The 17,296-nt window shown below is 43.3% G+C and carries 18 protein-coding genes; 6 read left to right on the forward strand and 12 right to left on the reverse strand.

What is annotated here, in order from left to right; genetic code table 11:
• The first annotated feature begins 76 nt into the window (after positions 1–76).
• From leuC to ilvA, 6 genes are all read left to right on the forward strand, one after another.
• Complete coding sequence (gene leuC, locus GO816_RS03350; RefSeq protein ID WP_157539922.1) at positions 77–1,495, forward strand: 3-isopropylmalate dehydratase large subunit; 1,419 nt, start codon at positions 77–79, stop codon at positions 1,493–1,495.
• Positions 1,496–1,537: 42 nt separating this feature from the next.
• On the forward strand, positions 1,538–2,131 hold the full coding sequence (gene leuD, locus GO816_RS03355; protein WP_157539923.1) for a 3-isopropylmalate dehydratase small subunit: 594 nt from the start codon (positions 1,538–1,540) through the stop codon (positions 2,129–2,131).
• 95 nt (positions 2,132–2,226) lie between these two features.
• Positions 2,227–3,315, forward strand: coding sequence for a 3-isopropylmalate dehydrogenase (gene leuB / locus GO816_RS03360; protein WP_157539924.1), 1,089 nt, complete (start codon positions 2,227–2,229; stop codon positions 3,313–3,315).
• Between the two features lie 92 nt (positions 3,316–3,407).
• Entirely contained in the window at positions 3,408–4,163 is a 756-nt protein-coding gene (locus GO816_RS03365) for a methyltransferase domain-containing protein (protein ID WP_157539925.1), read from the forward strand.
• Positions 4,164–4,275: 112 nt separating this feature from the next.
• Positions 4,276–5,445 carry a 2-isopropylmalate synthase gene (locus tag GO816_RS03370; protein WP_157539926.1) on the forward strand — a complete coding sequence of 390 codons (1,170 nt, stop codon included), beginning with the start codon at positions 4,276–4,278 and terminating at the stop codon, positions 5,443–5,445.
• A 2-nt stretch (positions 5,446–5,447) separates the two neighbouring features.
• Entirely contained in the window at positions 5,448–6,701 is a 1,254-nt protein-coding gene (gene ilvA, locus GO816_RS03375; RefSeq protein ID WP_157539927.1) for a threonine ammonia-lyase IlvA, read from the forward strand.
• Between the two features lie 162 nt (positions 6,702–6,863).
• Here ilvA and GO816_RS03380 read toward each other — a convergent pair whose 3' ends face one another.
• The 12 genes from GO816_RS03380 to hemB all read right to left on the reverse strand — a co-directional run bounded on the left by GO816_RS03380 (position 6,864) and on the right by hemB (position 17,208).
• The gene (locus tag GO816_RS03380) at positions 6,864–7,865 is read right to left on the reverse strand and encodes an ABC transporter ATP-binding protein (protein WP_198171405.1); all 1,002 of its coding nucleotides are present in this window, start codon (positions 7,863–7,865) and stop codon (positions 6,864–6,866) included.
• A 127-nt stretch (positions 7,866–7,992) separates the two neighbouring features.
• Positions 7,993–8,877 (reverse strand): porin family protein, encoded by an 885-nt coding sequence (locus tag GO816_RS03385; protein ID WP_157539929.1) that lies wholly within the window; start codon positions 8,875–8,877, stop codon positions 7,993–7,995.
• A 27-nt stretch (positions 8,878–8,904) separates the two neighbouring features.
• Positions 8,905–9,672 (reverse strand): hypothetical protein, encoded by a 768-nt coding sequence (locus GO816_RS03390; protein WP_157539930.1) that lies wholly within the window; start codon positions 9,670–9,672, stop codon positions 8,905–8,907.
• Positions 9,656–10,222: an RNA polymerase sigma factor gene (locus GO816_RS03395; protein ID WP_394350652.1), complete on the reverse strand. Its 567-nt coding sequence runs from the start codon at positions 10,220–10,222 to the stop codon at positions 9,656–9,658. Before GO816_RS03395 ends, GO816_RS03390 begins: the two co-directional genes overlap by 17 nt.
• A gap of 58 nt (positions 10,223–10,280) precedes the next feature.
• Positions 10,281–10,661 carry a hypothetical protein gene (locus tag GO816_RS03400; protein ID WP_157539932.1) on the reverse strand — a complete coding sequence of 127 codons (381 nt, stop codon included), beginning with the start codon at positions 10,659–10,661 and terminating at the stop codon, positions 10,281–10,283.
• Positions 10,662–10,947: 286 nt separating this feature from the next.
• Complete coding sequence (locus GO816_RS03405) at positions 10,948–11,490, reverse strand: CopD family protein (protein WP_157539933.1); 543 nt, start codon at positions 11,488–11,490, stop codon at positions 10,948–10,950.
• Positions 11,491–11,572: 82 nt separating this feature from the next.
• On the reverse strand, positions 11,573–12,598 hold the full coding sequence (hemE, locus tag GO816_RS03410; RefSeq protein WP_157540160.1) for a uroporphyrinogen decarboxylase: 1,026 nt from the start codon (positions 12,596–12,598) through the stop codon (positions 11,573–11,575).
• Between the two features lie 34 nt (positions 12,599–12,632).
• Positions 12,633–13,160, reverse strand: coding sequence for a tetratricopeptide repeat protein (locus tag GO816_RS03415; RefSeq protein ID WP_157539934.1), 528 nt, complete (start codon positions 13,158–13,160; stop codon positions 12,633–12,635).
• A complete protein-coding gene (locus tag GO816_RS03420; protein ID WP_157539935.1) occupies positions 13,160–13,861 on the reverse strand; it encodes a response regulator transcription factor in 702 nt (233 codons plus the stop codon). Before GO816_RS03420 ends, GO816_RS03415 begins: the two co-directional genes overlap by 1 nt.
• Positions 13,862–13,881: 20 nt before the next feature.
• Positions 13,882–14,751 carry a sensor histidine kinase gene (locus GO816_RS03425; protein WP_157539936.1) on the reverse strand — a complete coding sequence of 290 codons (870 nt, stop codon included), beginning with the start codon at positions 14,749–14,751 and terminating at the stop codon, positions 13,882–13,884.
• A gap of 75 nt (positions 14,752–14,826) precedes the next feature.
• Complete coding sequence (hemL, locus tag GO816_RS03430) at positions 14,827–16,140, reverse strand: glutamate-1-semialdehyde 2,1-aminomutase (RefSeq protein WP_157539937.1); 1,314 nt, start codon at positions 16,138–16,140, stop codon at positions 14,827–14,829.
• Between the two features lie 96 nt (positions 16,141–16,236).
• Positions 16,237–17,208, reverse strand: a complete 972-nt coding sequence (gene hemB, locus GO816_RS03435) for a porphobilinogen synthase (RefSeq protein ID WP_157539938.1) — start codon at positions 17,206–17,208, stop codon at positions 16,237–16,239.
• Between the last annotated feature and the right edge of the window lie 88 nt (positions 17,209–17,296).

Below are 17,296 nucleotides of genomic sequence, written 5' to 3' on the forward strand. Positions count from 1 at the left end.
GTACAAAGACGGAAAACTTACCATCTTTAATAGGTACTTACTACTTTATACTTACTACTTTATACTAAAAGAGGAAATGGGACAAACATTATTCGATAAAATTTGGGATGCACACGTTGTAAGCAGCAACGAAGGCTTCCCCGATATTTTATACATCGACACGCATTTTATACACGAGGTAACCAGCCCGCAGGCTTTTGATGGTTTGCGCGACCGTGGTTTACCCGTTTTCAGGCCAAAACAAACAGTGGCCACTGCCGATCATAACGTACCCACCTGGGACCAGCACCTGCCTATTAAGGAGGAGCTTTCGCGTTACCAGGTTGATATGCTGACTAAGAATTGTGCGGAGTTTGGCATCGAGCTTTACGGCTTAGGTCACCCTTACCAGGGTATAGTACACGTAATTGGTCCCGAACTGGGCATCACCCGCCCGGGCTGCACATATGTATGCGGCGATAGCCATACCTCAACCCACGGCGCTTTTGGCGCTATTGCGTTTGGTATAGGCACTTCACAAGTTGAACAGGTTATGGCAACACAATGCCTGTTACAACAACGCCCAAAACGCATGAAAATTGAAGTGAACGGACAACTTCAAAAAGGCGTAGGCGCTAAAGACATTATCCTGTATATCATTTCTAAAATATCGGCCGCTGGCGGTACCGGTTATTTTGTGGAGTACGCAGGCGACACCATCCGCTCCCTGAGCATGGAAGGCCGCATGACCATTTGCAACATGAGCATCGAAATGGGTGCCCGCGGTGGTTTAATTGCGCCCGACCAAACCACTATCGACTATGTAAAAGGCCGCGAATTTGCCCCTAAAGGCGAAGAGTGGGACAAAGCGGTTGCCTACTGGCAAACCCTATATTCTGATGCAGACGCTCAGTTTGACAGCGAACTCTATTTTGACGCTGCAGACATTGAGCCCATGATAACTTATGGTACCAACCCGGGTATGGGTATTGGTATTACTCAGCATGTTCCCGAAACGGCCAGCTTTGAGGCTAAAGAACAAGGCTCTTATGCAAAGGCACTTAACTATATGGGCCTGCACGATGATGAATCATTAATAGGCAAACCTATAGATTACGTATTTATCGGCAGCTGTACCAACTCACGCATTGAAGATTTGCGCGAAGTTGCAGCCTTTGTAAAAGGCAAACACAAAGCCGATAACGTTACTGTGTGGGTAGTACCCGGCTCAAAACAAGTGCAAATACAAGCCATTGAAGAAGGCTTGGACAAAATATTTGAAGCAGCAGGTTTCCCACTGCGCGAACCAGGTTGCAGTGCCTGTTTAGGCATGAACGAGGACAAGATACCTGCAGGCAAATACTGCGTATCAACCTCAAATCGCAACTTTGAAGGTCGTCAAGGACCAAACTCACGTACATTACTAGCCAGTCCGTTAACTGCTGCTGCGGCGGCTATTACGGGTAAGGTAACGGATATACGTTCATTTTTGCAACAGGAGGAGTTAGTTAGTTAATGCCTTTCCGCCACAGGCGGAATGCACGAACAAAGGAAAGCTATGGCAACTAAGATTTTTAAACATTTACAAACCTCGGTAGTGCCGTTGCCTATTGAGAATATTGATACTGACCAGATTATCCCGGCAAGGTTTCTGAAAGCCACCACCCGCGAGGGCTTTGGCAACAACCTGTTCCGCGACTGGCGTTTTGATGAGAACGATAATCCTAAGGAGGATTTTGTGCTCAATCATCCAACTTACTCTGGTAAAATACTGGTAGCCGGTAAAAACTTTGGTTGCGGTAGTAGCCGCGAACATGCAGCGTGGGCTATATCAGACTATGGCTTTGACGTAGTTGTAAGCAGCTTTTTTGCTGATATTTTTAAAGGGAATGCGCTTAATAATGGCCTGCTGCCAATTCAGGTAAGCGATGAGTTTTTAAAAAACCTGTTTGAAGCTGTATTTTCAGATGCGCACGCCGAAGTTGAGGTAGATTTAGAAAATCAGTTCATCAAAATAGTAAGCACCGGCGAGCAGGAAAGCTTTGAAATTAATCCGTACAAAAAAGCCTGTTTGATAAACGGTTACGATGATATTGATTACATTTTAAGCAAGAAAGCTTTGGTAGAGGAGTTTGAAAAACAAACCCCCTAACCCCCTGAAGGGGGAACAGGAGTTAATTACTCACTATTTAAATATACAAACTCTTCTGCTCCCCCTTCAGGGGGCCGGGGGGTTAGAGTTATTATATGAAAAAACACATATTGGTCATCCCGGGCGATGGCATTGGCCCTGAGGTTACCGCCTGGGGCAAAGCAGTTTTAGAGCAAATAGCATCACAATACGGCCATGAGTTCACTTATGATGAGGCACTAATGGGCCATGCAGGTATTGAAGCCACAGGCAACCCACTGCCAGATGAAACTTTGGAAAAAGCCAAGGCCAGTGATGCTATCCTATTCGGTGCCATTGGTCATATTAAATATGATAATGATCCATCGGCAAAGGTACGCCCGGAGCAGGGTTTGCTTAAAATACGCAAAGAGCTTGGTTTGTATGCCAACCTCCGCCCTATCATGCTGTTTGATGAGCTGCTGGATGCATCGAGCCTGAAACCTGCTGTATTGCGTGGTACCGATATTTTGTTTTTCCGTGAACTGACAGGCGATGTTTATTTCGGCGAAAAATCGCGCAGCGAGGACCGCAATACCGCGTCTGACCTGATGATCTATCACCGTTATGAAGTGGAGCGTATCGCACACAAAGCATACCAGGCAGCACAAGCGCGCAGCAAACGTTTATGTTCGGTTGATAAAGCTAATGTACTCGAATCATCACGCCTGTGGCGTGAGGTAGTACAGGAAATTGCCAAGCAATACCCAGATGTTGAAACCGAGCACATGTTTATTGACAACGCGGCTATGCAATTGGTGAAAAACCCTAAAAAGTTCGACGTGGTGTTAACCGCTAACCTTTTTGGTGATATTCTAACCGACGAGGCTTCGCAAATTGCAGGTTCAATGGGTATGCTGGCATCAGCTTCGGTTGGTGATGGTACCGGCTTTTTTGAGCCTATACACGGTTCGGCACATGATATTGCCGGACAGGATAAGGCAAACCCGCTTGCTTCTATCCTATCAGTTGCCCTGATGTTGGAGATTAGCTTTGGCCTAAAAGACGAAGCCAAACGTATTACTACGGCTATTGACCATGTACTGAAAGCAGGTTATCGTACCGGCGATATTGCCGATACCTTAACCCAGCCCGATAAAATTTTAGGTACTAAAGCCATGGGCGAAATGGTATTACAGTTTTTATCAAAACCGGCATTAACATAATCTCTGAATCAGAATTACTGAATTAAAAAATTAACTGAATAAATTTCCAAATAACAAATCCTCCCACCCGAGGAGGATTTAGGAGGGGCTTTATGAAATGGAACGCAGATTTATATGACGACAAACACAGCTTTGTTTCGCAATTTGGCGAAAACGTGCTTGAATTGCTGGCTGTAAAACCGGGCGAATCCATACTGGATATTGGATGCGGTACGGGCGACCTTACTAAGCAAATTCAGGACAAAGGTGCGGATGTAACGGGAACTGATTACTCGCCCGAAATGATAGCGCAGGCTCGTTTTAAATACCCTACGGTTAATTTCGAGGTGACTGACGCTGCAAATTTTACCGTAGAATACCCGTATGATGCCGTTTTTTCTAACGCTGCACTGCATTGGGTACATAATGCGGGCGGTGTAATTAAATCAGTTTATGAAGCCTTAAAGCCCGGCGGCCGTTTTGTAGCCGAAATGGGTGGTAAAGGTAATATTGGAAAGCTACGCTCGGCCATTAAACAGGTGCTTGTAAAACATGGCTACACCATGCAAGCCGAAACACAGATTTGGTACTTCCCATCGTTAGGCGAGTACACCAGTTTACTGGAACTGCATGGTTTTAGAGTAACTTTTGCGGTTCACTTTGACCGTAAAACACCATTACAGGATGGCGACAAGGGTGTAGCCAAATGGATAAAAATGTTCGGCGCCCAATATTTTACTGGCATACCCGAAACAGAACAACCCAAACTATTACAGGAGATAACCGACATACTAGAGCCGCACTACAACGAGAACGGCCAATGGTATGCAGATTATAAAAGATTAAGATTTACGGCGGTGAAGGAGTAGTCTTTTGTATCAAGTAGTTAGTATCAAGTATCAAGACAGTAGTTTTCATATTTGATAAGCACTGTCTTGATACTAACTACTTGATACTTGCTACTAAAAAAACAAAAATATTATGTTACACGATCCAAACCGAGTATATGTATTTGACACCACCCTACGCGATGGTGAGCAGGTACCGGGCTGCCAGTTAACCACGCCTGAAAAGATAGAGATTGCGCGCGAACTGGAAGCGCTGGGCGTTGACATTATCGAGGCCGGTTTCCCGGCATCGAGCCCGGGCGATTTTCAGAGCGTAGTAGAAATTGCCAAAGCCGTTACCAACCCTACCGTGTGTGCACTAACCCGCGCTCACAAAGGTGATATTGATGCTGCTGTAGAAGCGTTAAAATACGCTAAACGCCCACGTATACATACGGGTATTGGCTCTTCGGACATGCACATCAAAACAAAGTTTAATAGCACCCGCGAAGAGATTTTGGAGCGTGCTGTTGAAGCAGTTAAGTACGCCAAAAAATCGGTAGAAGATATTGAGTTTTATGCCGAAGATGCCGGCCGTGCCGACATTGAATATTTGGCTAAAATGGTAGAAGCGGTTATTGGCGCAGGTGCAACCGTGGTAAACATCCCCGATACCAATGGCTACTGCCTGCCCGACCAGTATGGCAGCAAAATCCGTTTCTTGAAAGAGAACGTAAAGAATATTGACAAAGCCATTATATCGGTACACTGCCATAACGATTTAGGTTTGGCTACCGCCAACTCTGTAGCCGGCTTACAAAACGGTGCCCGCCAAATTGAGGGTACCATTAACGGTATTGGCGAGCGTGCAGGTAACACTTCTATTGAGGAAGTGGTCATGATCCTCAAAACTCACCAGTCTTTAGGTTTACATACCAATATTAATACGCAAAGCTTTTATGAGTTAAGCCGCATGATTAGCACGCAAATGCGCATGCCGGTTCAGCCTAATAAGGCCATTGTGGGCAGCAATGCTTTTGCACACAGTTCAGGTATCCACCAGGACGGGTTCCTTAAAAACCGCGAGAATTACGAGATTATTCGTCCGGAAGATGTAGGCTTCCCGAGCGCTACCATTGTGTTAACCGCACGCAGTGGCCGCCATGCCCTAAAGTATCACTTAGACCGCTTAGGCCATGTTTTGGGCAAAGAAGAACTGGCTACTGTATATCAAAACTTTTTGAAGTTAGCCGATAATAAATTAGATATAAACGATACCGACTTACTGAGTTTAGTAGCACATCGTTTGGTAAAACAATCATAACGATGGAAACCAAATCCAATACAAAACAGCTTGATTTTGCTGCGGCGCAGGAGCGTTTAAAAAATGTGGTTCGTCGTACCCCGCTGGAATTTAACCAAGGGTTGTCAGACAAATACTCATGCGAGGTTTACCTCAAGCGCGAAGACTTGCAGGTGGTACGTTCTTATAAATTACGTGGCGCCTACAACATGATCAGTCAACTCCCGCACGAGCAATTAGCTAAGGGTGTAGTTTGTGCAAGCGCAGGCAATCATGCACAAGGGGTAGCCTTTTCGTGCCGCAGGCTGAACATTAAAGGCGTAATATTTATGCCCGGCATTACCCCGAAGCAAAAGGTTAAACAAACCGAAATGTTTGGTAATGGCAATGTGGAGATTGTTTTAATTGGCGATACCTTTGACGATTGCCTGCAGGAAGCTTTGGCTTATACCGAAGCCAACGGCATGACCTTTATCCCACCATTTGATGATTACCGCATTATGGAAGGCCAGGGCACCGTAGGTGTAGAAATACACGAAGACCTGCCCGATGCCGAGGTTATAATAATGCCGGTAGGTGGCGGAGGTTTAGCCGCTGGAGTGGGAAGCTTTTTTAAGCAAATTAATCCAAGCATCAAACTTATTGGCATTGAGCCCGAGGGTGCACCGTCAATGGTGGAAGCTATACGCAGAGGGCAACCTTATACCCTATCGCAAATTAACCGTTTTGTTGATGGTGCCGCAGTAAAACGTGTAGGCGCATTAACTTACCAGGTTTGCAGCGAGGTGCTTGATGATATGTTACACGTACCCGAAGGTAAGGTTTGCACTACTATTTTAAAGTTATACAACGAAGATGCAATTGTGGTTGAACCTGCAGGCGCACTATCGGTATCGGCGTTGGATTTGGTTAAAGACCAGATTAAAGGCAAAAAGGTAGTTTGTGTAATAAGCGGCGGCAATAACGATATTGACCGCATGGGCGAAATCAAGGAGCAATCACTTTTATACGAAGGCTTAAAGCACTATTTCATCGTGCGTTTTCCGCAACGCCCGGGCGCTTTGAAATTATTTGTAAACGAAGTTTTAGGCCCGTATGATGATATTACCCGTTTCGAGTTCATCAAAAAAACCGAACGCGAACGCGGACCTGCTTTAGTAGGCATCGAACTAAAAAGTGCCGATGAATACCCTGCCCTATTGCAGCGCATGAAAGATTACAAGTTTGACGTTATTGAAGTAAACCAGGACCAAACTTTGTTTGAGTACTTGGTGTAATTCTCTTAAGAAAAACTTATACACTATGTCATCTCGAACGATAGTGAGAGATCTTTTCAAATTGGCAAGATAATCGCCTTGAAAAGATTTCTCCTTAGGTCGAAATGACATTTTTTATTTGAGGAAATAGCTAACGGGATATTTTGGTAATAACAGCTTTTCTTAAAATTCCAGGTACTTAGCCACCCGTACATTTAAGTGGCTGTAATTGTCAAACAAGCCAGGTTCATGGTTGGTAAAGTGCACTTCAATGGGGCCATACTCTAAGTAGATGGCTTCGTGTGAGCCTTTGAAAAGAATTTCTTTGATCGTCCAGTCTATATTTTCGCCCGAACTTACAGGCTTTATCCATTCAGGGTATATCACCACTTTTTCCTTTACGGCTTTAATGCGTAGGGCGCGTGCTTCTTCGCGCAGCAGTACGTTGCAATTGGAGAGCAAACGTGCTGTATAAAGGTTTTGTGGCTCATTGTACAGTTTCTTAGGCGAACCGCTTTCCAGTATACTTCCGTTTTGGATTACTATCAATTCATCGGCCATGGAAAGCACCTCAGTTGGATCGTGCGATACGATGATGACTGTTATGCCGGTTTGCTTTACAATGTGGCGTATATCCTGTTGCAAGCCGTCTCTAAAGGTGGTATCAACCTGGTTAAATGGCTCATCCAATAACAACACCTGCGGGCGTTTAATTAAAGCGCGGGCAATGGCTACGCGTTGTTTTTCACCGCCGCTCAGGTCGGCCACCCGCTTATCGGCCAGGTGGAACATATTGAGCTGGCGGAGTACCTTTTCGCTTTCTTCCTGCTTAGCTTTAAGGTTAGTATTGGGCATGAGCGAGGCTACGTTATCCCATACTTTTGCATACAAATTCAGATCATCGGTATGTTGGGTTACCATTTTCATGGCATCATGACCCGGTATTAATTTTTCCACCGGCCCCCAAACGCGTTCACCCTGAAAGCGTATTTCGCCAGAGTCGGGAGATAACAGACCGAAAAGCAATTTAAGCAGTGTGCTTTTACCACTACCGCTTTCACCAATAATGGCAGTTATTTTGCCGGGCTGTATAGTTACATTAACATCTTTAACGCCCGACTGCTGTTTGCCTGGATATACTTTATTTACTGAAATAGCTTGTAAAAAAGGGGTAGAATCTGCCATCGGGGTAAAGATACATAACCCCATCTAAATCTATCGTGAATGCCACTTTTTAAAAATGAAAAAGCCCTCTGTAAGAGGGCGTAATTTTATTTGAGTGGTCGTTTTGCTTTAAGATATCGTTATATGTTTAAAATCCTAACATAATACCGAACGAAAAGTTGCGCAATCCATTTTGCACTGGGGTGTCAAACATATCGTTAAAGTAATATTTACCGTACACGCCCCAGGCACCGTAACCAAGGCGGGCAGTCATACCATAGCGCCATTTGGTAAAATGATAATTATCATTGGCCTTTTGTTTGCCGTTTTCATCGCTTATTTGCTTAACACGGCCGTTATATAGTACGCCTAACATTGGTCCGCCTGCTATATGGAAGCGTTTACCTTCGCTATTTACATGGCTTCTCCAGTCAAAGGTTAAAGGTATGCGGAAGTAGCTTGAGGTAAAACGGTTTTTACTGTAATCAATATTATCTGTGGTGTATACCAGGCCTAGATCACCGGGCTGCTCCTTTTGTATGGTAATGTCTTCGCGCAAACGGAAGTGAGTCCAGTCTAAACCACCTGAAACGTAAATACGGAACGCACTGTTAAAACGGTATCCTACCTGAATGAAATCAAAGCCAACGTTACTGCTTTTCCATGAGCGATAGCGAAGAAAATTGTTTTGAGGCGATAAATTGAAACTCCCGTTATCAACCAGTGTAGCCAAACCCAAATCTAACCTTGATAGTGTAAGCCCCCATGAAAAGCCCGGAGCTTTAGATGGCTTATCCTCCGTTCTTATAGTATCTCGACGGTTTACCGACACTGAAGCCGCATCTTCACCTTTACCGAAGCTAAACCTAAAGCCTTTTTTTTTAGTTTTAACAGTATCAGTACGCACCTGTACAGTATCACCTTTGTCATTAGTTGTTACTACTGTTTTGGTGGTAGTAGTTGTTGTAGTACTTTGCGCAAACGCACCGGTTGCGCAGGCCGTAATTATTGCGATTATAATTGAGCGTTTCATGATTATTTAAGTTGAATATGTTTAATCTTATTTTTCTTTCTTAACTTTTAACAGGCCAAGGTTAATTCCTGTAACGTTAGCATTATCCTCGTCAGTTTCGGTAAACTCTATAAACTTGTCTTCGCGTTTATCCACCGCCGAAACTACAGCATTGATGATACCTCCCAACGAGTGTATCCCACGTCTTCTTCTTTTTTCGGGCTGCTGAGCCATTAGCGTTGGAGAAGAAACAGAATGAGTTGTTTTCAAGGCAGCAGGAACAGTATCAATGGTTTTGGTAGTTAAAGCCATTTCTGGCAGCACCGGCTTATTTACAGGAACATTTACAACTGCAGCTAATATTTGTTCAGGTTCGTTAGTAATAGTGGCAGCATCATGAATAGCCTCATTTACCGGCTGCGCATTTACTGTTGCTTGCTTACCTAAAGGCTTACGTTTCGTAACTGCAACTTGTTCAATATTTTCATCGGCTTTTTTAACGCTAACAACTGGCTGGTTGATTAGGTCAGACTTAGTATTAGTAGCTTGAAGCTGTTTTATCGCATTAACCTTTTTATTTACCACAGATGCGTGAGCCTGCTCAACTTTTGCCGGTTTATTTGATGCAAACCACATTCCGGCCGATAAAATAACAAGTAAAGTAGCCGCAATACTAAGCGTGTGTATTAAAGGCTTCTTTTTTTCCTTTCCCAAGGAAGCATTAATATTATCCCATATATGAGCGGATGGTTGCATTTCCAAACCACCCAGCTTTGAACGGAACAGTTCGTCTAATTCATTATCCTGCATATTCATATAGCTTTCCCTCCAATTGTTCAATCTTTTGCTTTAATAATGTGCGTGCCCTTGATAGCTGCGATTTCGATGCTCCTTCGGTAATGTCTGCTATATCAGCAATTTCGCGATGTGAGTAACCCTCAATAGCATAAAGGTTAAATACCATACGGTAACCTGCAGGCAATTGCTGTATTAAGGCCATCAGGTCTTTAGTTTCGAGGCTGGAAGCAGCCGCAGCATTAACCGGTTGCTCATAACCACTCTCGTCAATATCAACTAAAGTCATCTTATGATGTTTGCGGTAGTACTCAATTGAGCTATGCACCATAATACGGCGCATCCATCCTTCAAAACTGCCATCACCGCGATAGTCATTTATTTTTTGGAACACCCTTACAAAGCCATTCTGTAACATGTCTTCAGCCTCCATTTTGTCAACTGCATAACGCATACAAACCGCAAGCATTTTTGAAGCGAATTGCTTATAAAGCAACTCCTGACATTTGCGGTCGGCTGTTTTGCATTTAGCAATTAAGTCTTCGGTTGAATATTTATGTTTTAAAAACAGCATTTGTAGGTAAGATGATACATGCAGGGAAATGGTTGCATCACTTTATAAATATTTTTTAAAATTCATCGCCATCTCGCTCCAGTACCTCTTCACCGGTTAATTGAAGCGTTTGGTGTGTAATTTTAAAGGTCCAGTCAATAGTATCTCCTGCGGTGTTATGAACATCAGAACAGGTATAATGATACATTACTTTAAATCGGCACCTGAAGCGGCCCAACATTGCGTTAGCATCAAATGCAGTATTTTCAATTGTAAAAGAATGCACCTCAGGCGAACCACCATCATTGCGGTGATAAGATTGCAGGGCGGTGCACATTTGGGCGTACTTTGCAGGCTCTGTAAATAAGTCATTCAGAAAATCGGCAATGAGAGTGTTACCTTTTATTAGATTTTGCAGATCGTCTTGAGTGCAATTAAACTCCAATTTTTCGGCCATAGGTTAATCTGGTTTAAATATATTGATAATAAGGGTTTTTTGGGTAGAATTATTGTTTAAGAAAGTATAGTGCACCGGGTGGTGATTTGAAAATAAAGTTGTACATGAGAATGTAAACCACGGCATTGGTGCCGATACAATAATCATGTCATTGCAAGACAGATGCAGGAAGAGCATTGGATGTCGAAGTAATGAGGAAGTACAGCACACCGGAACTCCAAGATTGCTTCGGCGGAGGCGCTTAACCCTTCCGCTGCTTCAAAATAACGATTAAATTAACTCAACCTTACTTTATTCCTTTCTTAACCCTATAGTTTTTATAGATTTTCACAGCCGACATGATAATAGCCGCAAATGCTATCAGACCAGCCATGCCATACAACCAATCTACAGCGCTTTTAAGTACCGCCAGGAATGCAATAGCAAACAGAAAAATGGTAGCAACCTCATTCCAAAGGCGAAGTTGGAAAGATGTCCATTTGTATTTACCGTGGCGCATATCTTCCATAATGCTTTGGCACTTTAAGTGATAAGCTACCAGGCCAGCCACAAAGCATAGCTTAACAATAAGCCAGTTGGCCCGCATCAAGGTGGTATCAAAGTACACCATGGTTATGCCTGCCAGCAACGTAAGTATCATTGCCGGGGTGGCTATGATATTAAAGAGTCGTTTCTCAATGCGCACGTATTCCGCGGTTAATACATTACGCTCAACCTCCGGTTTATCTTGCGCCTCGGTGTGGTAAATAAACAAACGTACGCCATAAAACAGACCGGCCATCCAGCTGACTACAAATATTATATGTATGGCTTTTACGTATAGGTACATAAGATACGGCACCCTGATTGGTGCGCTTTACTTGTTATTTTAAAAGGCAATCTCCTCCTTTTAACGGGAGGAGATTGATGTCTTAATATCTGTATTCTTTAATTACTTCAACAGCGTACTTCACATTATCAAACGGAATATCAGGCATAATGCCATGACCGAGATTGAATATATAACCCTGCTCATCTTTCATGCGATTAAACAGACGGTGAATACGCTCTTTGATAACGCTTTTATCGGCATATAAAATATGCGGATCGAGGTTACCTTGTACGGCAATGCCTTGTGGTAAGCGCTGCTTCATATCAAGCAAATCAACATTCCAGTCAATCGAAACTACATCAGGTTTAGCCTCTGCCATTAACGGGGCAAATACCGAGCTCCCTTTACAAAAAGATATTACCGGAATATCTTTACGGTTCAACTTGCTGATGATTTGCGCAATATAATTATGAGAAAATTCTTTGTAATCATCCCACGCCAAAGCTTGTGCCCAACTGTCAAATATTTGAACGGCATTCACGCCGGCTTCAATTTGCAGGTTAAGATAATCGGCAGTAACCTGCGCAATTTTTGATAGCAGTTGATGAGCCAGTTCGGGCTGATTATGCAACATCAACTTGGTGAGCTTAAAATCACGTGATGAACCACCTTCAACCAAATAACTCATTACAGTAAACGGAGCACCGGCAAAACCGATAAGGGGTATACGGCCATTTAAGCGTTGCTGTATCACTTTGATAGCATCGGCTACGTATTGCAGGCGATCTAACACATCAACCTGTAAATTGTCAACATCGGCCTTGGTACGTACCGGGTTTGCAAACTTAGGACCAACGCCTTGGGTAAAGCTTAAATCGCCACCCATAGCCTCGCCGGTAACTAATATGTCAGAAAAAAGGATAGCCGCATCAATATCCAGCAAATCAACCGGCAACATAGTTACATCGGCAGCAATTTCGGGTGTTTTGCACATTTCCAAAAACGAATACTTGTTTTTGATTTCCCAATACTGCGGCATAAAACGGCCTGCCTGGCGCATCATCCATACCGGCGGACGCTCGGTTGGCTGTGATAATGCGGCTTTAATAAATAATGAATCTTTCATATAAAAATAGCCGGCCTGCACAGCCTGCTTCATATCAATTTTTACGCAAGGCTAATTCGCTTTCAAGCTTAGTAATTACCTCGCGCATTTTAGCACTTATTTTATCACCTTTTTCTTCGGCAAGCTGCAAATAGGCTTCGGCCTTTTCATAGTTGCCTTGCCTTATATTAATATTTACAATATGCACCAAGGCGGCAACATGGTCATTAACTGAGCGTAACGGGTATTGAGCCGCCTGCTCGTAATGCTGTTCGGCCGTGGTGTACTCCTGCTTATGCAAGCTAATGCCACCCATCATAAACTCATAGAAACCACGGCGTTTACGGCTTAACCACTCAGGGTTTTTAATTTGCAGCAGCAACTCTTCGGCCTTATGATAATCTTTAAGGTGAAATTGCTTTGCAGCTAATATAATAGGTCCTTCTTTAAAATACCCCCATACCAGCAAAGCAACAAAAAGCAGTGCTACGGCAGCCAGCTGGTACGTTTGCTTATAGATAAAAAATATCATAAGCAGCGTAAAAGCAATAGCTACAAGTATACGGGCTTTATTGGTAAACATTAATGATGATCAGTAAACTTATAGCCTACACCACGAATGGAATGAAAATAAACCGGATTTTTTGGATCGGGTTCAAAATACTTGCGGAAGGTTAATATAAAGTTGTCAATAGTACGGGTTGATGGGTAAACGTCGTAGTTCCATACCGTCTCCAATATCTGCTCGCGTGATACGGCCTCGTTACGGCGCTCAATCAACAGCTTCAACAGCATGGTTTCCTTTTTAGTTAAAGGCGTAACCGAACCATCTTCGTTAATTAATTCAAATGAGTTGAAATGGATGGTTTTGTCGCCAATTTTGTAGCTGTTAAACTCTTTCAAGTCGTCGCCTTTGAGGCCACGCTTAACCAGGTTGTTAACGCGTAAAATTAGCTCCTCTAAATTGAAAGGCTTGGTAAGATAATCATCAGCACCTTTTTTAAGGCCCTGAATTTTATCCTCATTGGTATTTTTAGCCGTTAGGAACATGATAGGGACCTCCGAGTTTTCCAAACGGATGGTTTCGGCCACTACAAAGCCATCAACCTCAGGCATCATTACATCTAAAATTACCAAGTTAAAACGCTCTTCTTTAAACTTTTGAAGTGCTTTTTTACCATTATTGGCTGTTGTTACTTTATAACCCTCTAACTCGAGGTTTAATTTAATGGCTTCTAAAAGATGTTCTTCATCTTCGGCCAAAAGGATTCTTTTTTTTGTCATTACAGGTTTGTTGAAATGGTTTAACCAAAAATAACTTCAAATACACTGCCCGCCGGACGGTTATCACGTACATTAATTACCGCCTGGTGTTTATCCAGCACTTGTTTTACAATGTATAAACCCAAACCTGTACCCTTTGTGTTACGGGTTTCTTCGCTTCCTACACGGTAAAAACGTTCAAAAATACGGCTTTTTTCTTCATCTGCTATACCAATGCCGTGGTCGGCCACCTCAAGGTGTATTCTGTTGCCGCGGGCGTACAGTTTTACATCTACAGTTTCGCAGGGTTTTGAGTATTTAATTGCGTTCTCAATTAAATTAGTAACTACCGATGTTAAGGCAAACTTATCGCCGGTTACTTCAAGCTTTGGCTCAATTTCGGCGTTAATTAATTGCTGATGCATATCGCACCGGTTTATTTGTAAGCGGTTAATAATACCATCAACCAATACCGAAATGTTAAACTGCTGCTTTGGGAAGGTGTAAGACTGGTTTTCGATCTTGGCGGCCAGCAGCATATTTTCAACCATATCATTCAGGCGGTCAACGTCAAGCAAGCACTTGCCCACAAAGTCTTCAACCTGTTGCTTGGTCAGCGTTCGCTTTTGAATGGTTTCCAAATAAAGTTTTATGGAAGCCAAAGGTGATTTCAGCTCATGCGTAACCGAGAGTAAAAAATTCTTTTTTTGATGTTGTAAGCGGCGTTCTTTAGTAAGCGATTTATGAAACAGTATAGCCCCGCCTGTTATAACCATAACAAACATCGAACCTTCGCCTAGTATCATGCCCGTACGCTCGGGCTGCAGCTTTAAAAGCATATACCCCCACCACACCAATTCCATAACGGTGTAAATGATAAGCGCGTAGAAAATAACAAATGGTCTTTTCATAAATCAATTTATAGCTGGTGGTTCATAGTTTATAGCAAAGCTGGCACTCAGAAACTATGAACCAAGAACCTTTATCTATCCAAATATCACCTCTAAACTATCAAATATAGCTTGTTTTGCCTGGTTAAGTAAATCGGTAGTGTGAGCGGCAGATACAAACCCAACTTCATAACCCGATGGGCCAAAATAAACACCACGGTTTAAAAGTTCGAAGTGCATTTGCTTAAACTTGCTCATGCTTTGCGGATCAATGTCTTCGGCTTTACGGATGGTTTCTTTGGTATCAAACGCAAACCAAAAGATAGAACCAATACGCGTAAGGTTAACCGGGTAATTGCGCTCGTTTACAAAGGTTGTAATATCATTCACAAATGCTTCTGTTTTGGCCGACAAGTCTTCATAAAAGCCAGGTTTTAACAACTCGCTTATTTGAGCTATACCTGCTGCCATTGCAACCGGATTGCCCGACAATGTACCCGCCTGGTAAACCGGCCCTTCGGGCGATACATTGCTCATAATTTGTGCCGATGCACCGTAAGCACCTACAGGCAACCCTCCGCCAATAATTTTACCATAGGTAATAATATCAGGCTGAATTTGGTATAAACCTGCCGCACCAGTGAAGCTCACACGGAAACCGGAAATTACCTCATCAAAAATTAACAAGGTGCCGTTTGCCGTACAAATTTCGCGCAGGTACTGTAAAAATTCCTTGTGTTGAAGCAGCAAACCGTTGTTGGCAGGTACCGGCTCAATAATTACTGTAGCTATCTGATCTTTAAAATCTTCAAACGCCTGAGCCAATGCTTCTTTGTCATTAAGTGCGATTACTATAGTTTCATCGGCAAAAGATTTTGGTACACCTGCTGATGAGGTTTCGCCAAATGTTACCAGGCCTGAACCGGCTTTAACTAGTAAAGAATCAGTATGGCCATGATAGCAACCTTCAAACTTTAATATCTTATCGCGCTTGGTGTAGCCTCGGGCCAGCCTAATGGCCGACATAACCGCCTCGGTACCCGAGCTTGTAAAACGTATTTTTTCGATGAACGGATTATTGCCCAAAATAAGTTCGGCCAGTTCGTTCTCTAAAGCGGTTGGTGCACCAAACGACATACCGTTCTGCATCACCTCCATCACCTTTTCGCGCACGGCAGGGTGGTTATGTCCTAAAATAAGCGGACCCCATGAGCCACAAAAATCAATAAATTGATTATCGTCAGCATCCCACAGGTAAGCTCCATCACCTTTTTTTATGAAAAGAGGGGTGCCGTACACTGATTTGAACGCTCTAACCGGCGAGTTTACCCCACCCGGAAAAAACGTTTGCGCCTTAGCATATAATGCAGCCGATTTTTCACGGCTTATTTCTTTTACGTTATCAGACATCCTTTATATTAGGTTAAGGGTGAAAGGTGAAGGGCGAAAGGTACTTTTTGAGGTTTGAAACCTTTTACCTTTCGCCTTTATCCTTTCACCTTCAAATTACAGCCACTTGTTCTCCAACACTTCTTTAGCGTGGTAAGTTAAAATTGCCGATGCGCCTGCCCTGCGAAAACTCAATAACACTTCGGTTACCGAACGTTGCTCATTTAACCATCCGTTTTGCACGGCAGCTTTTATCATAGCGTACTCACCGCTTACATTGTAAGCAGCAATGGGCAGCTCAGTGTTATCTTTTAAGAGTTTTATAACGTCGAGGTACGGCAAACCAGGTTTTACCATTAAAAAGTCGGCACCTTCGGCTTCGTCAAGTTCGGCCTCAATAAGTGCTTCGCGCTGGTTAGCCGGGTTCATCTGGTACGATTTTTTGTCGCCAAACTTAGGAGCTGAATTCAGCGCATCGCGGAACGGACCATAAAACGCACTGGCATATTTAGCGGTATATGACATGATAGATACGCCGGTAAAGCCATTATCATCAAGCACATTGCGTATGTAGCCTACTCTTCCGTCCATCATATCTGATGGTGCAATAATATCGGCACCGGCGCGGGCGTGGGCTAAAGCCATTTTGCCTAATACTTCCAATGTTTCATCATTCAGTATTTCGCCGTTTTGTACAATGCCGTCGTGTCCATCGCTGCTGTATGGGTCCATGGCTACATCGGTAACTACGCAAGCCTCTGGAAATTCCTTTTTAACTGCACTGATAGCACGCAGGTAAAGGTTACCATCGCGATGACTTTCGGTAGCGTACTGGTCTTTTAATGCTTCATCAATGTTAGGGAACAAATCAAACGACTTCAAACCCAACTTCATGCAGCTCTCCACCTCGCGCAGTAAATTATCAATTGAGTACCGGTAAATGCCCGGCATCGAAGAAACCTCCGTTTTTTGATTCGCTCCCTCTACAATAAACAGCGGGAATATCAAATTTGCCGCACTCACATGTGTTTCCTGCACCATTTGCCGGATCACTTCACTCTTTCTGTTTCTTCTTGGTCGTTGTAGCATAATTTTAGTTCATGGTTGATAGTTCATGGTTCATGAAAGAACTGAGCTATCAACACCTTTGCTATGAACTATGATCCATGAACCATGA

Origin of the sequence: Mucilaginibacter aquatilis, assembly GCF_009755275.1 — a bacterium.
Lineage (GTDB): Bacteria > Bacteroidota > Bacteroidia > Sphingobacteriales > Sphingobacteriaceae > Mucilaginibacter > Mucilaginibacter aquatilis.

What these genes read in the sequence shown, in the direction of transcription:
- leuC (WP_157539922.1), top strand. Translation starts at nt 77, where the DNA reads ATGGGACAAACATTATTCGATAAAATTTGGGATGCACACGTTGTAAGC.
- leuD (WP_157539923.1), top strand. Translation starts at nt 1,538, where the DNA reads ATGGCAACTAAGATTTTTAAACATTTACAAACCTCGGTAGTGCCGTTG.
- leuB (WP_157539924.1), top strand. Translation starts at nt 2,227, where the DNA reads ATGAAAAAACACATATTGGTCATCCCGGGCGATGGCATTGGCCCTGAG.
- GO816_RS03365 (WP_157539925.1), top strand. Translation starts at nt 3,408, where the DNA reads ATGAAATGGAACGCAGATTTATATGACGACAAACACAGCTTTGTTTCG.
- GO816_RS03370 (WP_157539926.1), top strand. Translation starts at nt 4,276, where the DNA reads ATGTTACACGATCCAAACCGAGTATATGTATTTGACACCACCCTACGC.
- ilvA (WP_157539927.1), top strand. Translation starts at nt 5,448, where the DNA reads ATGGAAACCAAATCCAATACAAAACAGCTTGATTTTGCTGCGGCGCAG.
- GO816_RS03380 (WP_198171405.1), bottom strand. Translation starts at nt 7,865, where the DNA reads ATGGCAGATTCTACCCCTTTTTTACAAGCTATTTCAGTAAATAAAGTA.
- GO816_RS03385 (WP_157539929.1), bottom strand. Translation starts at nt 8,877, where the DNA reads ATGAAACGCTCAATTATAATCGCAATAATTACGGCCTGCGCAACCGGT.
- GO816_RS03390 (WP_157539930.1), bottom strand. Translation starts at nt 9,672, where the DNA reads ATGAATATGCAGGATAATGAATTAGACGAACTGTTCCGTTCAAAGCTG.
- GO816_RS03400 (WP_157539932.1), bottom strand. Translation starts at nt 10,661, where the DNA reads ATGGCCGAAAAATTGGAGTTTAATTGCACTCAAGACGATCTGCAAAAT.
- GO816_RS03405 (WP_157539933.1), bottom strand. Translation starts at nt 11,490, where the DNA reads ATGTACCTATACGTAAAAGCCATACATATAATATTTGTAGTCAGCTGG.
- hemE (WP_157540160.1), bottom strand. Translation starts at nt 12,598, where the DNA reads ATGAAAGATTCATTATTTATTAAAGCCGCATTATCACAGCCAACCGAG.
- GO816_RS03415 (WP_157539934.1), bottom strand. Translation starts at nt 13,160, where the DNA reads ATGTTTACCAATAAAGCCCGTATACTTGTAGCTATTGCTTTTACGCTG.
- GO816_RS03420 (WP_157539935.1), bottom strand. Translation starts at nt 13,861, where the DNA reads ATGACAAAAAAAAGAATCCTTTTGGCCGAAGATGAAGAACATCTTTTA.
- GO816_RS03425 (WP_157539936.1), bottom strand. Translation starts at nt 14,751, where the DNA reads ATGAAAAGACCATTTGTTATTTTCTACGCGCTTATCATTTACACCGTT.
- hemL (WP_157539937.1), bottom strand. Translation starts at nt 16,140, where the DNA reads ATGTCTGATAACGTAAAAGAAATAAGCCGTGAAAAATCGGCTGCATTA.
- hemB (WP_157539938.1), bottom strand. Translation starts at nt 17,208, where the DNA reads ATGCTACAACGACCAAGAAGAAACAGAAAGAGTGAAGTGATCCGGCAA.